Raw genomic sequence first — 21,824 nt, forward strand, 5'->3', positions numbered from 1 at the left:
GAGGAGCGGATAGATGCTGTTTGATCCTGAAAAGGCGCATCGCGCCAAAGAAAGGGAGGAGGATGCGCGCGGGAGCTCTCCAGAGGTTTCGGCGCTGCGAGCCTGGATGTCGACCCGGGACTGGCGCGGTCAAGTTCCGCTCTACGTCCGCATCTCGGTCGCGATCTTGCTCCAGGCTCCCTCGGAGGGAGAATTGATGCGGCTTCCCCCCGAGCGTGAGCTTGCAGATCGCTTTTCGGTCGCGCGGGTGACTGTGCGCAAGGCGCTTGACGTTCTCACCCACCTTGGATTGCTGGAGCGGCGCCGGCGCACCGGGACCTTTCTGAAGGGATCATCGCCGCCGCCGTCCCATGTATGTCGCTCAATCCTGACGTCCTGAGCAGCGCGGCGCATCGAGAGTGGAGAGTAAAGTGGCGACACAAGATGCTTTCAGCGGCGCGTTCGTGAATCCCCGTCTGAGTGTTCTGAATTCCGCCGCCAGCTTCGCTGGGCGGGCGGCTGCATGGTGTGGGGCGGCTTGGCACCCGCCACCGTCGTGGCGATCGGCGAGACCTTGAAGCGGGGCGGAACCCCTCAACGTCAAGGGCCACGGCCGACATCGTCAAGCTCTGTTCGACAAGATCCAAGCCCACGGCTTGCCTCGAACTCGCGGAGAAATTCGCCCCCGAAGCGAATTTGACGATTCCAGCCGAGTACACGTCTAACGACAACGAGCATGACCCTAAGGATATCGTTTCGATAAAATTGAGCCGAGTCCGCGTCTAGGTGGAGTTTGGCGAGCAACGCCGCGTGAGAACGGTTTTGTTTAGAGCGCCGTCTCTGAACTGAGCAGACCGGTCGGTTCCAACCGCCGGAGTAATAGTTTGTCCCGTCGTTACCTTCTCACACCCCGCCAACGTGAATGCCTTTCTCTAGCCCGCGACGGTAAGACCGCCGCCCAGATCGCCCACCAGCTCGGAATCTCCGAGCATACCGCCAACAGCTATCTTTCAGAGTCTTACCGACGTCTCGGGGCGCGCAATCGCGCCCATGCCGTCGCCTTGGCCGTCCAACTCGGCGAGATCTGAGGTCGCTCGCCGGCGGCGCCGGCGTCCTGGCCGCCGATATTTTTGTCAGGTCCGGCCGCCCTGGCTCGTCAGAAGCCTGGCGGCCGCGTGGCGCCGCGCCAGCGGCGGAGCAGGCCTTGGACGACGAGGACAAAAAAGACCCGGCCCGACGGGTCGATCGCCATGCCGGCCGGCGGTTGCGTTTGCGACGAAGACAGCTGGGCCGCTCTCAAGCCAGGCTGGGGCAGGCGCTCCGGGTCAGTTTCCAGCAGATCCAGAAGGACGAGCGCGGCGCCAATCAGCTGACCGCGACCCGGCTGCACGACCTCTCCGAGGCGCTGGGTGTTCCGATCGGCTACTTCTTCGAGGGTCTTTCCTCGTCCACGGGCGGAGCGCTTGAGCTTTGGGGCGACGGCGCATTGCTCTCTCGGGACGTTCTCGGCGCGGCGGACAGCAATGCTTGTGCCGTCGCGGTCACGGCCATCCGTTCCCCAAAGCTTCGCCGCGAGATCCTCAAGCTCGTCAAAGCCTTGTCCGAAGCCGAATGATCCGCGCCGGCCGGCCTTGTTACGCTCAAGTCCCGGAGGTTTTCGCCCGCGAAATCCTCTCGATTGCGACGCAAACTCAGGCTGTGCACGGTTTGGTCGTCAACCGCGAGGACCCGGCCATGCGATCGCCCACCCTTCCGCCGCGTCCCGTCCGCCGCGTGCTTGGCCTGCTGGTCGTGACGGGGCTCCTGGTCCTGGCCGCCGAGCCGGCCTTCGCCGCCGGCGGGGGCGGCGCGGCCATGCCGTGGGACGACAAGCTCAGCGCCGTGGCCGACTCCATCACCGGGCCCGTGGCCAAGGCCATCGGGGTGATCGCCATCGCCCTGACCGGCCTGGGCGTGGCCTTTTCGGAGGGCGGGTCCTGGGTCCGGCGGGGCCTCAGCGTGATCTTCGGCCTGTCGATCGCCTTCACCGCCTCTTCCTTCGCCCTGTCGTTCTTCAACTTCACCGGCGGGGCGGGGTTCTAGATGGAGCGCGTCGAGGGCTTCGAGATCGATTTCCATGGTTCGCTGGCCGAGCCCATCACCCTGGGCGGGGTGCCGCGCGGCCTGGCCGTGCTGATCGGCACCCTGACGGCGGTACTCGCGCTCGGACTCCAGGCCCCGCTGATCGGCGTGCCGCTCGGCCTGGCGCTCTGGGGCGGCGCCTACGCGCTCGCCCGCCAGGACGCGTACGTCTTCGACATTCTTCGCCGGCACGTGCGCCAGCCGGCCTGGCTCGACGGATAGGACCAGGCCGATGCTGTTCCTGGGCGAGTACCGCAGAAAGTCCAGCCGCCTGTTCGACCACCTGCCCTGGGCGCTGTTGATCGCGCCGGGCGTGGTGCTCAACAAGGACGGCGCCTTTCAACAGACCCTGGCCTTCCGGGGCCCGGACCTGGCCAGCGCCACCGACATCGGCCTGGTGGCCGCGCGCGCCCAGATCAACAACGCCCTGCGCCGTCTGGGCTCGCGCTGGTGCCTCCATGTCGAGGCTGTCCGCCGGCCCTCTCGCGCCTACCCCGCCGCGGCCTATCCCGATCCGGTCAGCCACCTCGTCGACGAGGAGCGGCGTCTGGATTTCGAGGCCGAGGGCGTTCACTTCGAGAGCCGCTATTTTCTGACCCTGTGCTTCCTGCCGCCGGAAGACGCCGTCGGCGCGGCCCGCAGCCTCCTGGTGGAGAACCTGCCCGACGGCAAGGGCGCCGACGCGTTCTACCGGGCCGCGCTCGAGGAGTTCCGGGCCGCCGTCGCCAGCCTGCGCGACATCCTCGCTAGCGTCCTGCCGATGGTCGCGCCGCTCGACGACGCCGAGACCCTGACCTATCTGCACGCCTGCGTCTCGACCAAGGCCCATCCGATCGTCCCGCCGCCGGCGCCGGCCTATCTCGACGCCTTCCTCACCGACGACGACCTTCAGGGCGGTCTCTACCCGCGACTGGGCGGCCACTACCTGCGCACCCTGTCGGTGCGCGCCTACCCGGCCGCGTCCTGGCCGGGGATCCTCGACCAGCTCAACGGCCTTGGTCTTTCCTATCGCTGGGTGACCCGTTTCCTGCCGCTCGACAAGGAGGACGCGCGCAAGGCCGTCACCACCTTGCGCAAGCGCTGGTTCGCCAAGCGCAAGGGCATACTGGCGCTTCTGAAGGAGGCGATCACCAAGGAGCCGTCGGTCCTGGAGGATCCCGACGCGGCCCAGAAGGCCCATGACGCCGACGCGGCCCTGGCGGTGCTCGGCGACGATCTGGCCGCCCTCGGTTACCTCACCCCCACCATCACCCTGACCCACCCCGACCCCGACGTGTTGGCCGCCCAGGTCCGCCAGGTCGAGAGCGTGGTCAATCGGGCCGGCTTCGTGGCCAAGGTCGAGGACCTCAACGCCGTGGAGGCGTGGCTGGGGAGCCTGCCCGGCCATGCCTATGCCGACCAGCGCCGGCCCTTGGTCAGCACGCTCAATCTCTGCGACATGCTGCCGGTCTCGGCGATCTGGCCCGGCCCCGACCGCAATGGCCACCTGACGGCCGAGTGCGCCAAGCGCGGCGACCCCGGCCCCCAGCCGCCCTTGATGCACGCCCTGACGGGCGAGGCCACGCCCTTCCGGCTCGACCTCTTCCAGGGCGACGTCGGCCACGCTCTGGTCGGCGGCCCCACGGGCGCGGGCAAGTCGGTGCTGCTCAACACCCTGGCCCTGCAATGGCGACGCTATCCGCAGGCTCAGGTGCGCATCTTCGACAAGGGTTTCAGCGCCCGCGCGCCCGCCCTTCTGGTCGGCGGCGACTGGTACGACCTGTCCGGCGGGGCGGACCTGGCCTTCCAGCCGCTGGCCGAGATCGACGACCCGGAAGAGCGGGTCTGGGCCCAGGGCTGGATCGAGGATCTGCTGGTCGCGGGCGGGGTCGTCCTGGAGCCGGCCGTGCGCGAAAGCATCTGGACGGCGCTGGCCAGCGTCGCGGCCGGACCTCGCGAACAGCGGACGCTGACCATGCTGGCGGCCACGCTGCAGGACCGCGGACTGAAGGCGGCGCTGGCGCCCTTCACCCTGGCCGGACCCTATGGGCGGCTGCTCGACGCGTCGCGAGCGACCCTGAACGCCAGTCCCTGGCAAGTCTTCGAGATGGGCGAACTCCTGGCCAGCCGCACGGCCGCAGGTCCCGTCCTGACCTATCTGTTTCATCTCCTGGCCAAGGACTTCGACGGCCGGCCGACCCTGCTGGTGCTCGAGGAGGCCTTCCTGCTCCTGGAGTCGACGGCCTTCGCCGCCAAGATCCGCGAGTGGCTGCTCACCCTGCGCAAGCGCAACGTGGCGGTGATCTTCGTCACGCCCAGTCTGAAGGCGGTGCTGGAGTCGTCGATCGCCGGGGCGCTGCTGGAAGGGTGCCCGACCCGGATCTTCCTGCCCAATCCGGACGCCCGCGCGCCTGAGATGGCCAAGCTCTATGCCGCCTTCGGCCTCAACGCCCGGCAGGTGTCGATCATCGCCAGCGCCAGTCCCAAGCGCGAATACTACTACCAGAGCGCGGCCGGAAACCGCCTGTTCGAACTGGGCCTGGGTCCAGTGGCGCTGGCCGCGGCCGGGTCGGCCTCGCCCGGCGACCAGGCCCTGATCGGCCGCCTCCTGGCCGAGCACGGTCGCGCCGGCTTCCCCGCGGCCTTCTATCGGGCCAAGGGCCTGGCCGAGGTCGCCGAGTTCCTGGACCAGGTCCGCCATGCGGCCTGATCCGCGCCTTGGGCTCTGGGGGCGGCTACCGGCCGCCTGGACGGCGAGCCCGCGTCGGCGACGCCTGGCCTTTGTCGCCCTGGTCGCGCCCGGTGCGGTGATGGCCGTCGCCGGCGCGCAGATCCTGGTCAGCCCGCCGCTGCTGGCCGCCGGCGTCGCCTGGCTGGCGGCGGCGCTCGCGGTGCGATGGGCGTCCGAGCCGCGCTTCCTGGCCCTCGAGGCCGAGGACCTGTCCACGCCCGAGGAGGAGAGGGTCTCATGATCGTTTGTCGCCGCCGCGTGCTGCGTCTGGCGTTGGCTCCGCTGCTGAGTCCGCTGCTGGCGGGAGCCTTGGCCGGGACCGCCCACGCCCAGGTCACCGTCTATGATCCCGCCGCCGTCGCCCAGATGCTCAAGCAGGTCAGCCAGGGCCTGCAGCAGATCCAGGCCCTCCAGGCGCAGCTGGCCAACTCCCAGCGCATGCTCCAGACCCTGGGCCTGGACGTCACCGGTCCGCTGCGCGAGATCGCGGGCCAAGCCACGGCCCTGCTGCGCCAGGCCCAGGGCCTGGGCTACACCGCCGCCGACATCAGCCGCGACTTCTCCGCGCTTTATCCGGGCGACCTGGCTGGCCTGACCCCAGCAGCCCTGGCCGACAAGCTGAAGGCCTGGAGCCAGGCCAGCCGCCAGACGCTGCAGGACGCCCTCCAGGTCCAGAACCAGATCGCCCAGGCCCAGGGCGCGACGGCCGGCGCGGTCGGCGCGGCGGTGGACGCCTCCCAGGCCGCGGCCGGGCAGACGGCCGCGGTCCAGGCCACCAACCAATTGCTGGCGGCGCTCTCAACCCAGCTCACCCAACTGCAGACCCTGCTGATCACGCAAGGTCGGCAGGCCCAGACCTATGAGGCCGAGCGCCGCGCGCTCGTCAGTAAGGGCGAGGCCGACCGCCAGCGCGCATCGGTCCTTCCCGCCCCGCCGCCCCGCAACATCCGGACAGCGTTCTGATGCGCCCCTCGATCCTCATCCCCGTCCTCTTCGCCCTGGCCGCGGCCCTGGCCGCGTGCGTGCCCGACACCCCCTCCAAGCCCAGCGCCGCCGGCTGCACGGCCGAGGAGATGCGCACGCGCAAGGCGACCACTGCGGCCTGCGAAGCTGAGTTCAAGGCCCTGCTCGACCAGGCCGAGGCCGACCGGCGGCGCAATTCGCAGATCCCGTCCTCGGCGCCGGCGCCGACCCGCGACCGGTTCTGAGGGCGGCGATGACGACCGCCTCGCCCGCCGCCATCGACGACCTGCTCGACCGCTACACCAGCCAGGTCGGCTCGGGGTTCGGGCTGATCCAGGGCGACGTGCAGACGACGTTCGGCATTCTGATGATCATCAGCCTGGGGCTGTCGGCGCTGCTGTGGGCCCTGGACGAGCACCAGAACGTGCCGGCCGCCCTGGTGCGCAAGATCCTCCTGTTCGGCTTCTTCGCCTGGCTGATCTCGGGCTGGAAGGCGCTGACCCTGACGGTGATCAACGGCTTTGCGGCCCTGGGTCTGAAGGCCGGCGGCGGAGCGCTGACGGTCGGCGACCTGATGCAGCCCTCCAAGGTGGCCATCGACGGGATGAAGGTCGCGTTCGACCTGCTCAAATATATCGGCCGGCTGGCGAGCGAGGGCATGGGCGTGGGGTTCTTCACCCACATAGACGCCATCCTGATCACCGCGGTGGCGGCCATCGGCGTGATCCTGGCCTTCATGGTGCTGGCCGTGGAAATCGCCGTCACCATCGTGGAGTTCTACATCGTCACCCTGATCGGCTTCGTCACCGTGCCGTTCGGCATCCTGACCCAGACCGCCTTCATGTCCGAGCGCGCCATCGGCTATGTCGTGGCGGTCGGGGCCAAGGTGATGGCCCTGGCCCTGGTGGTCTCGATCGGCGAGCAGATCTTCGCCAGCTACACGGTCTCGGCCGAACCGACCTGGGCGGAGTCCTGCGGACTGCTGCTGGCCGCCCTGCTGATCGTCATGCTGGCCTTCAAGGTTCCGGCCGTCGCCGCGGCCCAGATCACCGGCGGACCCCAGCTCAGCGCCGGCTCGGCCGCGGCCGGAGCCGTGGGCCTGGCGGCGACTATCGGCGGCGCGGCCCTGGTCGGTCGCTGGGCCATGGGCGCGGGCGCGGCGGCCGGCTCGGCGTCATCGGCCCGGTCGGCTTCGCGCCTGCCGCCCGGCGGCGGTGCGGCTCGCGGCGGTTCTGCGGGCGGGCCCACGGGCGGATCGGGCGGCGGCGCAGGCGGCGGTTCGGGGGCGGGCCCGGTGGCCGGGGCGCGCAAGGCCGCGACGACCAGCGCCGTCGTCGGACGCGCGCGCGCCGCCTATCCACCGCCCTCTTCGGCCTCGCGCGGGGCGTTGGACGAGCCGCCGCCTGAACCGCCGGCCGGCGAGCCCACGCCGCCCGACGAGTGGGAGCCAGATCCGCCCCGTCCGCCCAAACCGTGAAGGGAGCCACGATGTCGTCCAACGCCTTCAAGCGCCCGCAGGACCGCTACGGCGCGTCCACGCCGGCCGAGACCCCCTATCACCGCGCCGCCCAGGTCTGGGACGAGCGCATCGGTTCGGCCAGGGTCCAGGCCCGGAGCTGGCGGATGATGGCCTTCGGCTGTCTGGCCCTGGCGGGCCTCAGCACGGGAGCCTTTCTCTATGTGCAGCTCAAGCGCCCGATCGCCACCTACGCCATTCCGTTCGACCGTTACGGTCAGCCCGGTCGCGTCGAACTGGTCGACCGCGCCTACCGGCCGGACGACGCGATCAAGGCCAGCTTCGTGCGCGAGTTCGTTGAGCGCGTGCGGTCCAAGAGCACCGATCCGGTGGTGCTGCGCGACAACTGGACCCGGGCCACCCGGATGACCAACCAGGCCGCGCGCGCCAGCCTGGTCCAGTACGGCCAGGACCACGATCCGGCCGCGCGGCTCGGGCAGGAGGCGATCGCCGTCGAGATCGCCTCGGTGCTGCCCCGCAGCCCGACCACCTTCCAGGTCCAGTGGCGCGAAACGACCTATCTGCAAGGCGTGGCCGGTCTGCCGGTGCGCTGGACAGGCCTCTTCACTCTGGGGCCGCGGCCGCCGAAGACCGAGGCCGAGCTCTTCGGCAACCCCCGCGGCCTGGAAATCACCAGCTTCCAATGGAGCCGCGACCTATGAGCTTGCGCCACAATCGGCCGGCCCGCGCCCTGGCCCTGATCGCCGCCCTGTCCTGCGCGCCCCTGGCGGCGGCTTCGTCCCCGACGCCCTCTCCTGCGGCTTCGGCGCCTTCGGTCAGCCGCCCCGCCGTTCTGCCGCCGGTCCCTGTGGCCGTAAGTCCAGGCGATCCTGCAACGCCCGGCGTCGGGCGCGCCGCGCCAACGGGGCAGGCGCAGGCGGGGGCCTCAATAGCGACGACGCCACGGGCGTCGACGACCCGCAGCGCTGGCGGCGTAGGAGGCGAGCGCCGTCCGCCATCGCGGCGGCGCGCCGCGCTCGGCCCGACCCTGGCGCGCCCTCTGGCGGCCCTGCAGCGGGCCAACGCCGTGGCGCGTGACGGTCCGTCCAGCGGCGTATTCGTCAACTCGGCGCTCTATCATGCGTTCGAGCCGGGTCGCCTCTATGCGATCCACACCAGCCCCAGGTTCCTGACCACCATCGCCTTGCGACCCGGCGAGAAGCTGATCGCCAAGGCCGCCGGCGACACCGTGCGCTGGGTGCTGGGTGAGACCGAGTCCGGCGCCGGCGAGGCCCAGCAGGTGATCGTCCTGGTCAAGCCGATGCGCAGCGGTCTGCGCACCAACCTGGTGCTGACCACCGACCAAAGGACCTATCTGATCGACGCGGTCTCCACCGACAGCGGCGCCTATACCAGCGTCCTGTCCTGGACCTATCCGCAGGAGGAGGCGCGAGAAAGGGCGGCCGAGGCCGCGCGCCGCGCGGCGGCCGCCGAGCAGATGGCGGCGGTCCAGTCCGCCGTGCCCGTCGAGCGCCTGGATTTTCGCTATGCGATCACGCCGCTGAAGGGCCGCGCGCCGGCCTGGACCCCGGTGCGGGTCTTCGACGACGGCGCCAAGACCTATATCGAGTTCCCGCCCGATCTTGCGGTGCGCGAGGCGCCGCCCGTCTTCCTGCTCGACGCCGATGATCAGGCCCAACTGGTCAACTCGCGACTCGCGGGCCGCTATCTGGTGGTCGACCGCGTCATCGATCGGGCCGAACTGCGCCTTGGCGACAAGAAGCCGGTGATCGTGCGGCTGACCCGACAGGGCGACCGGCCGTGAGCGTCGAGCCGCCTATCGCCGAGCCAGGTGGGCCGGACGCCCCGCGCAGCCGTCAGCCCCCAAAATCCCCGGCCGAAGGCGTGCTCGTCGCGCCGCGTCGGCCCATCACCCGCTATCGTCCGGCGGTGATCGCCGCCGTGGCCGGCGCCGTGGTCCTGGTGATCGGGGCCGGGTTCATGCTCGGCATGGACCAGACCTCGGCGCGCCGCGCCGCCACGCCGGAGCCGCCCGGTCCAGGACCCGAAGGACCAAGCCTCGTCGAGGAGCGCCTGCCGGCGCGCTACGATGACGCCGCCGCCCTCCCCCCGCCGGCGGGGTATGCCGTCCCTGGCGAGACGGCCACGGGTCCCCAGCCGTCCGCGACGCCGGCGTCCCCGGCCCCGCCGCCGGTGTCGCCCGAGGTCCAGCGGGCCCGCCAGGAAACCCTGGCCGCGCGCGCTTCGGCGCCGTTCTTCGGCGGCGCGGGCGGCGGCTCGACCGTGCGGGCCGCGGCCGAGGCCGCGCCCCCGGCCATCCCGGCGTCTTTCGCGCCCTCGCCGGCGCCCAGCGCGGCGTCCCCCAAGGAGCAGTTCATCGCCGCGGCCGCCGCGCATGGGCCGCAGGCCCCGATCCTGCCTCGGCCGCCCCTCTCGCCCTACGAGGTCAAGGCCGGCTCGCTAATCCCGGCCGCCCTGGTGACCGGCATCAATTCCGACCTGCCCGGGCCGGTGATCGCCCAGGTCACCGAACCTGTCTTCGATCATCGCACCGGCCGCGTCGTCCTGATCCCCCAGGGCGCGCGGCTGATCGGCCGCTACGACAGCCAGGTGGGCTATGGCCAGGAGCGGGTGCTGGTCGTCTGGACCCAGATCGTCTTTCCAAGCGGTCGCAGCGTCGATCTGGGCGCCATGGTCGGGCTGGACGCGGCCGGGATGAGCGGGCTGACAGGGAAGACCGATCGCCATCTGCCGGTGCTGGCGCGGGCTATCGGTCTTTCCACCCTGATTTCGATCAGCGGGGCCGCGGCCCAGAACAGCGCAGGCCGGAAGGACGACCAGGTCGTGCTGCAGGACGCGGCCGGCGGGATCGCCGCCTCGGCCAGCCAGACCGGTCAGCGTCTGGTCGAGCGCGATCTGCAGAGGGCGCCGACCTTGCGCATCGCGCCCGGCCAGCTCGTCCGCGTGCTGATCGATCGCGATCTCGTCCTGCCACCGGAAGGCGCGTCATCCCCTTGAATAACCAAGCAATGGAGCGCGCCCCGATTCCCAGACAGATCAAGGGTCATTATTCGCTTAACGCGGGTGTTTCGCCGTTCACCTTTATTAGTTGGCCGGCTGGAATCGCGATCTTATCGGCGACGCCATGAAGACCGCTCACGATCTTGCATATCAGGCTGAATACCAGAAGCGCCTTCGCGCCGCGGCCCGCGCGGCCGGCAAGACGCAACTGAACGGCATGGTCGGCAAACGCTTCGTCGAACTGCTTGACGCGATGAAGGCCGAGCGGGGCTTCGCCAATCGAATGGAGGCCCTCGAGCACGTGTTCGAGGTCTATTTCGATGGGGGCGACGAGGAAAGGAAACACGCCGTGAGCGCATAGAAAAACCCGGCTCGCTGTAACGCGCCGGGTTCTCCAGGTCATTCGCTAGACGGGGCGCCAACCCCGACCGAGCTCTGCTTCCTGCTCTTTCTAACCGAATCACCGACATCGCTGCAATCCAAAAACGCGCGTTCGCGCGACGGGAACCTGTGCGCCTGCGGCCTCTCCAAGGAGGAGCAGAAGATGCAGACCGTCTCGAACGGGGTGGGAGACGTGCGCCGTCTGGCGGACGCCCAGTGGGCGGCCGCGCGGCTCGCCGACACCTACCAGGGCCTGCCGGAGGGAATCTCCAAGGCCATGCTGCTTGACCGGTTCGAGCGCGCCGCGCCCCGCCTTGGGTACGGCGACGGGCTCGTGCGCCTGATCCGCGCCCTGGTGCGGGTCACGGCCGAACAGGACTGGACCGGCCGCACCCATCCCCTGGCCTGGCCGTCGAACGATGCGCTCTGCGAAGAGCTGCAGCGGTCGCGCAGCTGCGTCCAGGGGCTGATCCGCCTGGCCGTGCGGGCGGGCCTCGTGCACATGAAGGACAGCGGCAACGGCAAGCGCTGGGGGTATCGCGACGAACGCGGTCATATCGTCGAGGCCTTCGGCTTTGACCTGGCGCCCATGGCCGCGCGCTGGGACGAGTTCGCCGACCTGGCCGCCGCCCGCAGTCTCGAGCAGGCCCAACGCCGGCATCTCAAGCGCAAGCTGGGAGAGATCCGTCGCGAAATCCGCACCGTCTGCGCCGACGCCGTGCATCGGGGCTTTACGACCTACGACTGGACCGCCGCCGTCGACCAGGCGCTTGGCCGCCTGCCCCGCACCCCCAGTCTCGGAGAGCTTGAGGCGCTGCACGAGACCTTCCAGGCGCTGTTGGCGTCCGTGGACGCAGCCTGGGTGAAGGCTCGGAAATCCACTCAAATTGAGCCCAGGGGCGTCGTGGACGAAGCCCATAAAGAACCTACAACCCAGCCTAGATCCGCAGGAGCAACGTATTCCTCTCCTCGACAGGAGGTAGTCGAGCCCTCAGCGCGGACCCCCGACAAACCGGCGCGGGCCGACCGGACCCAGGTGGAGGCGGTGATCAGCGAGGAGGTCATCCCGCTGTCGCTGGTGCTCGAGGCCGTGCCCGAGCTGGACGACTTCCTTACCGATCCTGCCGCGGCCCAGTGGGAGGACCTGATCGACGCGGTCGGCCGGGCCGCGCCGCTGATGGGGATCAATCTTTCAGCCGTGCGCGAAGCCCGCGACGCCATGGGCAAGACCCGGGCGGCGATCGCCCTGGCCACCGTCCTGGCGCGCTGGAAGGACGGCGAAATCCGCAGTTCGGCCGGGGGCTACCTGCGCGCCATGTGCGAGCGCGAACGGTTCGGAGGCTTGAAGCTCCTGCCCAGCCTCTACGGTCTGAAGGAGCGATCGGCGCCGCCGGGACGTCGCGCCAGACGCGCGGGCGAACAGCGGTAGCGCGATGAGCTGCGCTGTGCGCGACAGGGCCGATTTTGACGGCGATTTGCACGGTGGCTTCGGCCGGCGGGTGGGTCCGAGTCCTGAGCGGGAGGCAGGGACCGGTGAGGCGGGCCGCGTTCCGGCGGCCAAGGAGTTCCACGGCCATGTCCTTGCGCGCCATCGTTCGCCGTCTGGGCGGCGACCTCTATGACGAGGGTCGCCGCGCCAACATTCCTGCGCCAGGTCACAGTCGGCGCGATCGTTCGGTGTCGCTGCTGGAGCGCGACGGCCGACTGGTCATCCACACCTTTGGCGGCAGCGACTGGCGCGCCGTGCGCGATCATTTGCGCGACCTTGGCTTGTTGGGACCGTCCGGAGCTCGGCCCCCGGCGCCGCCAGCGGTCGAGACTGCGTCGGACCATGAACGGACGGCGCGCCGCGACGCGGCCCTGCGGCTTTGGGAACAGGGCCGGCCCGTCGCGGGCACGCTGTCCGAACGCCACTGCCGAGGTCGCGGTGTCGTCGGCGTCATCCCCGGACCTGAGGCGCTGCGCCATCATCCCGGCGCGCCGCTTGCGGTCTATCGGCCCACCCGGGCTGCGCGGCCGGCCCTGATGGCCGGGGTGCTCGACGCGGACGGGACGGTCACCGCCATCGAGCTCACCTATCTCACGCCGGGCGGTCGGCGCGCCTTCGACCTTGCCCTGTCGCGCAAGACCGTCGGTCTGATCCCGGCCGGCAGCGCCGTCCGCCTCGATGCGGCGGGGCCGGACCTGCTGGTGGCCGAAGGGGTGTTCACCGCCCTGGCCGCCCGACGTCGGTTCTCCCTTCCGGCCTGGGCGCTGCTGTCGACCTCGAACCTGCGGCGCTGGCGGCCGCCATCGGGCGTGCGCTTCGTGCTGATCGCCGCCGATCGTGGTTTCGACGGCGAGGCTTCGGCCCGGCATCTGGCCCAGGCGCTGGGCCGTGCCGGCGTGAAGTCCCGGATCGTGCTGCCTCCGCCCGCCTTCGGCGACTGGGACGAGGCGGCCGGCGGGGGGTGCTGAACAAAAAGGGAAAAGGCAGGGCCGGCGCGGGCGCGCCGAGGATCCAGGATGGGCCTGGCCCGGCGCGGGAGTCTCGACATGACCAAGACCCGCACCCCCCCGATCGCCTCTGGCGAGCCCGCCGCTTCAGCGGCCAAGCTCCAGGACTTCCAGACCCTCCGTGTCCGTCTGGTGGACCTGGGCCTGGCGCCGGAGAACCTTCGCTTCGACGAGCCGGTGGATGATGACGTCCCTCAACTGGCCGACACCATCGGCGCTGCCGGGGTCCTGATCGCGCCGATCGTGCGGCCCGGCCGCAAGGACGAGGCGCCGTTCATGGTGCTGGACGGGCGCCGGCGGCGCATGGCCCTGCTGCTGCGGCGTGATCGCGGCGAGATCGACGATGATCATCTGGTCACCTGCCAGGTGGCGGTGAGCAAGGCGGCTCAGGCCGCCGCCCTGGTCCTGCCCAACACCGAGCGGGCGCCGATCCACACCGCCGCGGTGATCCTGGCCATCGGCAAGTTCCGCAAGGCCCGCATGGACACCGCCGCCATCGCCAAGGCCCTGGGCTACGACGTCGTCGAGATCCGCCGCCTGGAAGCCCTGGCCGGCGTCCACGCCAAGGTGCTCGACGCCTTCCGCCAGGGTCGCCTCACGCTCAAGCAGGTCAAGCTCTTGGCGCGCATCGACGACAAGACCCAGCAGGGCCAGCTCGCCCAGGCCGCCCTGGACGGCCACCTGCAGGACTACCAGCTGCGCGCCCGCGTCGAAGGCGGGCGGGTCAGCGTCAAGGACCCGCGCGTGGCCCTGGTCGGCATGGGCCGCTATGCGGCGGCCGGCGGCGGCTCCAGCAGCGACCTCTTCGGCGAAATGCCCGACGTGGTGCTTGACCCGGACCTTCTGCAGCGGCTGTGGCAGTCGCGGGTCGATGAACTCGGCGAAAAACTGGTCCCGCTGGGGCTGACGGTGTTCAGCGGGCCGGACGGCGGCGTCGCCGCGCCCGACGGCTTCGAGACCCTGCCTTATGTCTATCACGGCGACCTCACCGACGCTCAGAAGGCCGCGCGGGCCAGTGCGCGCGAGGCCCTCGACGCGGCCAGGGTCCGGCTGAAGGCGATGGCTTTCGACAGCGAGGCGGCTCTGGACGTCATGGTCGAGCTGATCACGGCGGACGCTGCGCTGGCCGCCGCCGGTCTGGGCCGCGGCCAACTGGGCGCGCTCTTGCTGTCGCCCAGCGCCGATCTTGGGGTCGAGGCCCGCTTCTTCCGGACGGAGATCGAAGAGGTCCTGGACGATGAGGACGAGACCGATGCCGAAACCGCGCCGCGTATCGCCGCCCCGGCCAGCCCGCCGGACGTCGCCGAAGCCAAGGTGAGCGTCGAACTGGACGGGGCGGGCCACCGGCTGCATGAGACCCGGACCGATATCGCCACGCGCGGCCTGATCCGGGATCTGGCCGACGATCCCGCCGCGGCCCTCACCGCGCTCCTGGCCCAGCTCTTCAAATGCCTGGCCTTGCGCGGGACGGGCCGCGTCAGCGAGTCGGCACTGGCCGTGGAGGCCAGCGCCTATGCCCGCAGCGGCGCGCCGCCGATGCCGGCCCTCGACGGCGAGGTGTTCGAGCGCCTGGCGGCGCGGCGCGAGGCCTATCTGGCCTCGGGCCTTCGCCCGATCGGTTTCATCGACGGCCTGCCGCACGGCGAGAAGATGGCGCTGCTGGCCGAACTGGTCGCGGTGTCCCTGGACCTGAAGGAGGTGCGCAACACCCTGATCAGGCGCAGCGCCCGGGCCGAGGCGGTCGAGATCGCCGCCCTCTGCGACGCCGACCTCGCGGCCCACTGGTGCGCCGACATCCCGTTCCTGGCGCTGCATTCCAAGAAGCAGCTCCTGGCCATGCTGTCGGCCATGGAGGTCGAGGACGATCGCGCCGCGGGTCTGAAGAAGGACGACCTGGTCACCTTGGTGGGGGACGCGGCCGCCCAGCGGCGCTGGGCGCCGGCCGCCCTCTCCTGGGCGTCGGCCGAGCCGGAGGTCGAGGCGCCGGAAGACGGTCCCGAGACCGCCGTCGGCGCAGACGCCGGCCCTGTGACCGGCCAGGCGCTCGAGGCCGCCAAGGTCGAAGGCGACGCCGTCGCCGGGGAAGAAGACGAGGCAGCGCCAGCGATCGCGGCCTGACGGCGCGAGCCCCCGCCTTCCGGGCGGGGGCTCGCGTTGTGCTGGTCCGGCCCCGGGCGGTTCCGCGAGGAGAAGGCAGGGCCGGGGCGGGCGAGCCCGCCGGGTCTGGGAGGAGGAGCCTTCCGCGGCGGGTGAGCAAAGACCCTGTCCGATGACCGCCTCGTCCCCTTCGCGCCTGTCGCTGTTCGCCGACGACACCAGCGACGCCGTCGCCAATCTGTTGGCGGCCGCCCGCGCGCTGGTTCCCCACCTCAACCGCTCGCGCCGCCTGGACCGCAAGCTCCTGGCCTCGGTGATGACCCTGACCTTCGGGGCCAGCGACGCCGAGGGCGCCTGGTCCTGGCGCGACGCCTATGATGCTTGCGAGGTCGCCCTGGTCCTGCAGGTCCGCCGGCTCGCGGCCCAGGTGGCCCGCCTCGAGGACGCCCCCGCCGAGATCTGCGCCCTGCTCGAGGGTCTCGCCGCGCTCTGTCCGACCCAGACCCGCCGCGATGACGAGCAGGTGGCGCTTGATCAGTTCTCCACCCCGCCGCAGCTTTGCGCCCTCGCCGCCCTGGCCGGTCAGGTGCGCGGCGGCGACAAGGTGCTCGAGCCCTCGGCGGGCACGGGTCTGATGGCCATCCTGGCCGAAGTCTGTGGCGCGAGCCTGACCCTCAACGAGCTTTCGCCCCAGCGGGCGGGCTTGCTGGACGGCCTCTTTCCGGCTGCGCCGCGCACGCGCCACGACGCGATCGAACTGAAGGACCGCCTGCCGGGCGCGGGCGCGTTCGACGTGGTGCTGTGCAATCCGCCGTTCGGGCCGCTCGACCAGCATCTGCACGCTGCGCTCGACACCCTGGCCGACGGCGGGCGCCTGGTGGTCATCGTGCCGCTGCGCCGACTCGAAGCCGAGGCCAGACTGGCGGGCTTGGCCGCGCGCGGGACGATTGTCGGCCGGATCGCCCTGCCCCCGCGCGCCTTCGCCGGCCAGGGGACCTCGGTGGAGACGGGACTTCTGGTGGTCGACCGCGGCGCGGCCGGACCGATCGCGCCGCTTCAGGCCTGTGACGACTTGGCCGAAGCGGCCGGCAGGGTCGCCGCCTTGCCCGCCCGGCCGAGCGCCAAGCCGAGGGTCTTCCGCACGGTCGTCCAGCCGGCGGCGTTCGTCGGACGCGAGCGCGGACCGGCCGGTCCGGGTCGTCGCCTGGCGTTGCTGGCGCAGACCCGGACCCTCGACTACGCGGTGATCGACTGGCGTGGCGAGGGTGCCGATGTTGGCCTCTATCAGGCCTACCGCCTGGGGCGCATCGCCATCGCCGGGGCGGCTCCCCATCCCTCGCCGCTCGTCGAATCCGGTCCGATGGCCTCGGTCGCCCCGCCGGTCCCCACCTATCGCCCGCTCTTGCCCACCAGCCTGATCGACGCCCACGGCCTGTCGGACGCCCAGCTGGAGACGATCGTCTACGCCGGCGAGGCCCACGCCCAGACCCTGCCGGGCCGCTGGCGGATCGGCGAGGCGGCCCACCTGGCGGTCGCGGTGGGCGCCGAGGCCGGCGATGCGGTCAGCTTCCGGCGCGGCTTCTTCCTGGGCGACGGCACCGGCTGCGGCAAGGGCCGCCAAATCGCCGGGATCATCGCCGACAACATGGCCCAGGGCCGCCTGCGCGCCCTGTGGCTCTCCAAGAACGACGCTCTGCTGGAAGACGCCCGTCGAGACTGGGGCGCGATCGGCGGCCAGGCCCAGGACATCGTCCCGCAGAGCGGCTGGAAGCAGGGCGAGGCCATCCGGCTCGAGCGCGGCGTCCTCTATTCGACCTACGCCACCCTGCGCCAGCCGGCCCGCGGAGACCGGCCCTCGCGCCTGGACCAGATCGTCGCCTGGCTGGGCGAGGACTTCGACGGGGTGATCGTCTTCGACGAGGCCCACGCCATGGCCAACGCCGCGGGTGGGGCCAAGGGCGGGCGCGGACCCAAGAAGGCCTCGCTGCAGGGTCAGGCGGGGCTGGCCCTGCAGAACCGCCTGCCCAACGCCCGGGTGCTCTATGTCTCGGCCACCGGGGCGACGACGCCGGAGAACCTGGCCTATGCCGGGCGCCTGGGGCTGTGGGGCGGGACCGAGGCGCCGTTCACAACGCGCGAGGCCTTCCTGGAAGCGGTCGAGGCCGGCGGTGTGGCGGTCATGGAGCTGATCGCCCGAGAATTGAAGGCGCTGGGTCTCTATATCGCCCGCTCGCTGTCGTTCGACGGCGTCGAGTACGAGGCCCTGCCCCACGCCCTGTCGGCCGACGACATCCTGATCTGGGACCGCTGGGCCGACGCCTACCAGCTGATCCATCGCAATCTTCGCCAGGCGCTCAAAGCCACCGGCGTGCTCGACGCGAACGGAGCGGCCCGCAGCGGCCAGGCCGCCTCGGCGGTGATGTCGGCCTTCGAGGGAACCAAGCTTCGGTTCTTCGGCCACCTGCTGGCCGGCCTGAAGGCCCCCAGCCTGATCGCGGCGATCCGCGCCGATCTCGCCGCCGGCCGCTCCAGCGTGGTGCAGGTGGTCAGCACCAACGAGGCGGTGATGGAGCGGCGCCTGGCGCAGATCCCCGCCGAGGAATGGAACAACCTGACCGTCGATCTCACCCCCAAGGACCAGGTGCTCGACTACCTGATGGCGACCTTCCCGATCCAGGCGATGAGCATCATCGAGGACGAGGACGGCGGGGTGACGCTCGTGCCCATGGTCGAGGACGGAAGGCCAGTCTACAGTCAGGAGGCCCTGGCGCTGCGCGAGCAGCTGGTGAGCGAACTGGCCTGCCTGCCGGCCGCGCCGGGCGTCCTGGACGCGGTGCTCGACGCCCTGGGTCCCGATCTGGTCGCCGAGGTCACCGGTCGGGGCCGGCGGATCGTGCGGCGTGACGATCGGCGCGTGGTCGAGCGGCGTGGCGCCTCGGCGGCCAAGGCCGAGACCGACGCCTTCATGTCGGGGGTCAAGCGCGTCCTGGTGTTCTCCGACGCCGGCGGCACCGGCCGCAGCTATCATGCCGACCTGTCGGCGGCCAACCAGCAGCGCCGGGTCCACTACCTGGTCGAGCCAGGCTGGCGGGCCGACGCGGCCATCCAAGGCCTGGGCCGCTCGCACCGCACCAACCAGGCCAGCGCCCCGCTCTTTCGGCCGGTGACGACCGACATCCACGGCGAAAAGCGTTTCCTGTCGACCATCGCGCGGCGGCTCGACAGTCTGGGCGCCCTGACCCGGGGCGAGCGGCGCACCGCCGGCGCCGGGCTCTTCCGGGCCGAGGACAATCTGGAAAGTCCGTGGGCCCACCGCGCCCTGCAGGCCTTCTATGTCGCGCTCCACCACGGTGAGGTGGAGGCCATGGACCGCCCGACGTTCGAGACCAAGACGGGCCTGTCCCTGCTCGACGGCGAGGGCAATCTTCGGCCTTCCGACGATCTGCCGGCCATGAACACCTTCCTCAACCGGCTGCTGGCCTTGCGCATCGCCGACCAGAACGGCCTGTTCGCCGCCTTCGATGTCATCCTGACCGGGATCCTCGAACGGGCCGCCGCGGCGGGCGCCCTGGACCGGGGCGTGGAAGACATCGTCGCCGACGAGCTGGTGGTGCTGGACGAGGAGACCATCCGCACCGACGTCATGACGAGGGCGCAGACGCGCCTGGCGCGGTTCTCGCTACGCACACGGCGAAGCCTGGCCAGCATCGAAGACGCCCTGGCCGGCTTGGATCCGGCCGCCCTGCTCTACTGCGTCAACCGAAAGTCCGGCCGCGCCGCCCTGGTGGTGCAGGGCCTGACCACGACAGACGACGACGATCGCCTGACCCCGGCCGTGCGCTTGGTGCGGCCCGAAAAGCGCGTCACCGCGCCGCTCAAGACCTTCGAGGAGTCGGCGTGGGAGGGCGTTGACGAGGCGACCTGGTCGGCGGCCTGGCGCGCCGAACTCGAGGCGGCCGACCCGTTCACCACTCGTGAGATCGTCCTGGTGACGGGCCTGCTTTTACCGGTCTGGTCGAGCCTGCCCGGCCGCCAGGCCAGCGTGCGGCGCATCAAGGCCCCGGACGGGCGCCGGTGGCTGGGCCGGGTGCTGGACCCCTTGCAGGTCCCGCCGCTGAAACTGGCCCTGGGGCTTGGCGACGCGGCCCAGACCATCGGCGAGCCGGGGTTCGCGCAGCGCTCGGTCCTGCAGGACGGGGCGTCGCTGGCGCTGGCCGGCGGCCTGTGGCTGCGGCGGGCACGGGTCATGGACCGTTGGCGCCTCGAGGTGGTCGGGGCCGGCGCCCAGCGGCAGGTGTTCGTCAATCTCGGCTGCTTCGTGGAGATCATCGCCTACACGCCGCGGGTCTTCGTGCCCGTCGACAAGCCGGCGGTGCTGTCGGCGGTCCTGGCCCGTTGGCCGGCCCAGAGCCTGCTGCCGGCGGCGGCGTGAAAGGAAAAGGCAGGGGCCAGGCGGTCGAGCGATCCGGACATGGGGTCCGGCGCCGTCAGATCGGAGGACGCCATGTCCGCCTCCCCTGCCCTCACCGCCGTCGCCATCGAGACCGCCAACCTGGTCGAGGAGACGGCCACGCCCGGCGCCTTCGCGCCCGAAACCCTGGGACGATGGGCGCCGTCGCGCGAGAAGGTCCTCGACTTCGCCGCGCGCTTCGGGGTCGACGTCATGCAGGACGCCGAGATCCTTCAATTACACCTGGCCGAGGACGAGGCGGCCGAGGGCTTTGGCTTGGCGCTGCGTCTGGTCGAGCGGTTCGGCGGCTTGGCCGGCGTGCTCGCCGCCGACCGCGCCGAACTGCGCCGCCACGTCGGAGACGCGACCATACTCAACTTCAAGATCCTGCGCGAGGCGGCCGGTCGGGTCAGCCTGGCGGCCTTGGCAGCCCGGCCGGTGCTCTCCTCGTTCGGGGCCGTCGCCGACTTCTTCCGCGCCAAGCTGCGGGGCCTGCCCCGCGAGGCGTTCTGGGTGGCCTTCCTGGACAAGAAGAACCAGCTGATCCTGGTCGAGGCCCTGAACGAAGGCACTGTCGACCACGCCCCCGTCTATCCGCGGGAAGTGTTGCGCCGAGCCCTGGAGGTCGGCGCCACCGCCCTCGTCCTGGCCCACAACCACCCCTCCGGTGATCCCGAACCGTCCCGTCCCGACATCGACATGACCAGGGTCATCGTCGAGGCCGGGAAGGTCCTGGGCGTGCTCGTCCACGATCACCTGATCGTCGGGGCGCGGAAGGTCGAGAGCTTCCGCGCCCTTGGCCTGCTTTAGGTCAGGGAAAATCCACCCCCCAAAATTCGCGGGGGAATTTTGGCGAGGTGCCATCGCCGGTCGATGCTTCCATCCTCACGCCCCTTTGGCGGGCCCCGGACGAAAGGACCTGGCGCGACAGGACCTGACGACGGCGGCTCGCCTTTTGGCGTGCTGCATTGCGTGGCGTCCAGGGAGTGAGCCTGATGATCGATCGGCCCGGTACTGGTGAGCGCGTCTACCTCTCGATCAAGACCTTCCTGCTGTCTGAAAGCGCGCTTCGGCCTGGCGAACGCGTCGACGTCCCTGATCTATCGCGACGGTTTGGGGCCAGCGCCACGCCGGTCCGTGCGGCCCTGCACCGCCTGGTCGGCGAACGTCTGCTGACCGCCCTGCCCGGCGAAGGTTTCCTGGTCCCGCGGATGAACGAGCCGGACCTGTCGGACCTCTACCAGTGGAACGCCGCTCTGCTGGTCAACGCCGCTCGAGCCGCCGATGTGGAGCCGGCCGTCCCCGTCGAGCCGCCAGCGGGCGATGGCCCGATCGCCGTTCTCGAAGACCTTTTCGCCCGCCTGGCCGCGCGCAGCGGCAATGTCGAGATGGAATGGGCCGTGGCCGGGGCCAGCGACCGGCTGCATCGTCCCCGCTGCGCCGAACTGGATCTGATCCCCGAATTCCTCGACGAGGCGCTGGAACTGCGGCGCCTGGCCGCCATCGGGTCGGCGGGTCCGCTGCGGCAGGCCATCGTCACCTACCATCGCAGGCGGTTGCGCGTGGTGCCCGCGATCGTGCGCAGCCTGCACGGCTTGACCGATCGCGACCCGCGTCGACCGGCGGAATAATCGGAAAATTCTGGCGTTATTCTCTTCGGGTTCTCCACCTCCGGTCGCACCGTACAACCGTCACGGTGGGCGTGACTTAGAGAAGGAGACCGTCATGGAACGGATCGAAGACCACATCGAAGACGCCCTGATCGACCTGGGCGCCGTCAGCGTCCAGACCAAGGGCCTGCCCGGCGACTACACCGAGGTGATCGGTGAGAACGATCGGCCGCTCGGCCTGGCCGACGACTGATCGACCGGCGGGCGTCCTCACCGGGCCGCCCGCCTGGCTGTCGCGGCCGGGCCTGACTTGCGTCCGGTCGCGGCGTTCGAGGTGTCACAAGCTTTGTGACGGAACCGAAAGGACGAGCCGATGCAACGCATCGAAGATTCCATCGAAGACGCCGTGGTCGACCTGGGCGCCGCCAGCGTCGAGACCAAGGGCATGCCGGGCGCCTTCGTCGAGATTCTCGGCGAAGACGACAAGCCCGCAGGCCTGACCCAAGAATGACGTCCAGC

Annotated in this window: 22 protein-coding genes; all 22 read left to right on the forward strand. The window is 70.8% G+C overall.

Annotation, left to right across the window (positions count from 1 at the left end; all coding sequences use genetic code 11):
- Positions 1-13: 13 nt before the first annotated feature.
- The 22 genes from DI526_RS06920 (at position 14) to DI526_RS07025 (ending at position 21,816) form a co-directional block, all read left to right on the forward strand.
- Entirely contained in the window at positions 14-379 is a 366-nt protein-coding gene (locus DI526_RS06920) for a GntR family transcriptional regulator (protein ID WP_304275831.1), read from the forward strand.
- A gap of 484 nt (positions 380-863) precedes the next feature.
- Positions 864-1,067 (forward strand): response regulator transcription factor, encoded by a 204-nt coding sequence (locus DI526_RS06925; protein WP_304275834.1) that lies wholly within the window; start codon positions 864-866, stop codon positions 1,065-1,067.
- Positions 1,068-1,183: 116 nt separating this feature from the next.
- On the forward strand, positions 1,184-1,594 hold the full coding sequence (locus tag DI526_RS06930) for a helix-turn-helix domain-containing protein (protein ID WP_304275837.1): 411 nt from the start codon (positions 1,184-1,186) through the stop codon (positions 1,592-1,594).
- A 119-nt stretch (positions 1,595-1,713) separates the two neighbouring features.
- Positions 1,714-2,061 carry a TrbC/VirB2 family protein gene (locus DI526_RS06935; protein WP_304275840.1) on the forward strand — a complete coding sequence of 116 codons (348 nt, stop codon included), beginning with the start codon at positions 1,714-1,716 and terminating at the stop codon, positions 2,059-2,061.
- Positions 2,062-2,322 (forward strand): VirB3 family type IV secretion system protein, encoded by a 261-nt coding sequence (locus DI526_RS06940; protein WP_304275842.1) that lies wholly within the window; start codon positions 2,062-2,064, stop codon positions 2,320-2,322.
- A 10-nt stretch (positions 2,323-2,332) separates the two neighbouring features.
- The gene (gene trbE / locus DI526_RS06945) at positions 2,333-4,789 is read left to right on the forward strand and encodes a conjugal transfer protein TrbE (protein ID WP_304275845.1); all 2,457 of its coding nucleotides are present in this window, start codon (positions 2,333-2,335) and stop codon (positions 4,787-4,789) included.
- Positions 4,779-5,051, forward strand: coding sequence for a hypothetical protein (locus DI526_RS06950; RefSeq protein WP_304275847.1), 273 nt, complete (start codon positions 4,779-4,781; stop codon positions 5,049-5,051). The genes trbE and DI526_RS06950 overlap by 11 nt, the downstream gene beginning before the upstream one ends.
- Positions 5,048-5,773, forward strand: a complete 726-nt coding sequence (locus tag DI526_RS06955; protein ID WP_304275850.1) for a conjugal transfer protein TrbJ — start codon at positions 5,048-5,050, stop codon at positions 5,771-5,773. The genes DI526_RS06950 and DI526_RS06955 overlap by 4 nt, the downstream gene beginning before the upstream one ends.
- Positions 5,773-6,018 carry a hypothetical protein gene (locus DI526_RS06960; protein ID WP_304275853.1) on the forward strand — a complete coding sequence of 82 codons (246 nt, stop codon included), beginning with the start codon at positions 5,773-5,775 and terminating at the stop codon, positions 6,016-6,018. Before DI526_RS06955 ends, DI526_RS06960 begins: the two co-directional genes overlap by 1 nt.
- 8 nt (positions 6,019-6,026) lie before the next feature.
- Positions 6,027-7,250 carry a P-type conjugative transfer protein TrbL gene (gene trbL, locus DI526_RS06965; RefSeq protein WP_304275855.1) on the forward strand — a complete coding sequence of 408 codons (1,224 nt, stop codon included), beginning with the start codon at positions 6,027-6,029 and terminating at the stop codon, positions 7,248-7,250.
- A gap of 11 nt (positions 7,251-7,261) precedes the next feature.
- Positions 7,262-7,951: a conjugal transfer protein TrbF gene (trbF, locus tag DI526_RS06970; protein WP_304275858.1), complete on the forward strand. Its 690-nt coding sequence runs from the start codon at positions 7,262-7,264 to the stop codon at positions 7,949-7,951.
- Positions 7,948-9,054 carry a P-type conjugative transfer protein TrbG gene (gene trbG / locus DI526_RS06975; protein WP_304275861.1) on the forward strand — a complete coding sequence of 369 codons (1,107 nt, stop codon included), beginning with the start codon at positions 7,948-7,950 and terminating at the stop codon, positions 9,052-9,054. The genes trbF and trbG overlap by 4 nt, the downstream gene beginning before the upstream one ends.
- The gene (locus tag DI526_RS06980; RefSeq protein ID WP_304275863.1) at positions 9,051-10,268 is read left to right on the forward strand and encodes a TrbI/VirB10 family protein; all 1,218 of its coding nucleotides are present in this window, start codon (positions 9,051-9,053) and stop codon (positions 10,266-10,268) included. Before trbG ends, DI526_RS06980 begins: the two co-directional genes overlap by 4 nt.
- A 127-nt stretch (positions 10,269-10,395) precedes the next feature.
- Positions 10,396-10,632 carry a transcriptional regulator gene (locus DI526_RS06985; protein ID WP_304275865.1) on the forward strand — a complete coding sequence of 79 codons (237 nt, stop codon included), beginning with the start codon at positions 10,396-10,398 and terminating at the stop codon, positions 10,630-10,632.
- A gap of 183 nt (positions 10,633-10,815) precedes the next feature.
- Positions 10,816-12,081 (forward strand): plasmid replication protein RepC, encoded by a 1,266-nt coding sequence (gene repC / locus DI526_RS06990; RefSeq protein WP_304275866.1) that lies wholly within the window; start codon positions 10,816-10,818, stop codon positions 12,079-12,081.
- Between the two features lie 146 nt (positions 12,082-12,227).
- Positions 12,228-13,109, forward strand: a complete 882-nt coding sequence (locus DI526_RS06995; protein WP_304275868.1) for a toprim domain-containing protein — start codon at positions 12,228-12,230, stop codon at positions 13,107-13,109.
- Positions 13,110-13,187: 78 nt separating this feature from the next.
- On the forward strand, positions 13,188-15,266 hold the full coding sequence (locus DI526_RS07000; protein ID WP_304275870.1) for a chromosome partitioning protein ParB: 2,079 nt from the start codon (positions 13,188-13,190) through the stop codon (positions 15,264-15,266).
- A gap of 151 nt (positions 15,267-15,417) precedes the next feature.
- Positions 15,418-19,677, forward strand: coding sequence for a bifunctional class I SAM-dependent methyltransferase/DEAD/DEAH box helicase (locus tag DI526_RS07005; RefSeq protein ID WP_304275873.1), 4,260 nt, complete (start codon positions 15,418-15,420; stop codon positions 19,675-19,677).
- A 72-nt stretch (positions 19,678-19,749) separates the two neighbouring features.
- Entirely contained in the window at positions 19,750-20,505 is a 756-nt protein-coding gene (locus DI526_RS07010) for a RadC family protein (RefSeq protein ID WP_304275877.1), read from the forward strand.
- Between the two features lie 185 nt (positions 20,506-20,690).
- On the forward strand, positions 20,691-21,326 hold the full coding sequence (locus tag DI526_RS07015) for a GntR family transcriptional regulator (protein WP_304275879.1): 636 nt from the start codon (positions 20,691-20,693) through the stop codon (positions 21,324-21,326).
- A 94-nt stretch (positions 21,327-21,420) separates the two neighbouring features.
- Positions 21,421-21,558 carry a benenodin family lasso peptide gene (locus DI526_RS07020; RefSeq protein ID WP_304275882.1) on the forward strand — a complete coding sequence of 46 codons (138 nt, stop codon included), beginning with the start codon at positions 21,421-21,423 and terminating at the stop codon, positions 21,556-21,558.
- Between the two features lie 120 nt (positions 21,559-21,678).
- Positions 21,679-21,816, forward strand: a complete 138-nt coding sequence (locus DI526_RS07025) for a benenodin family lasso peptide (RefSeq protein ID WP_304275884.1) — start codon at positions 21,679-21,681, stop codon at positions 21,814-21,816.
- Positions 21,817-21,824: the final 8 nt, after the last annotated feature.

This window comes from Caulobacter segnis, assembly GCF_003243465.1.
GTDB lineage: Bacteria > Pseudomonadota > Alphaproteobacteria > Caulobacterales > Caulobacteraceae > Caulobacter > Caulobacter segnis_A.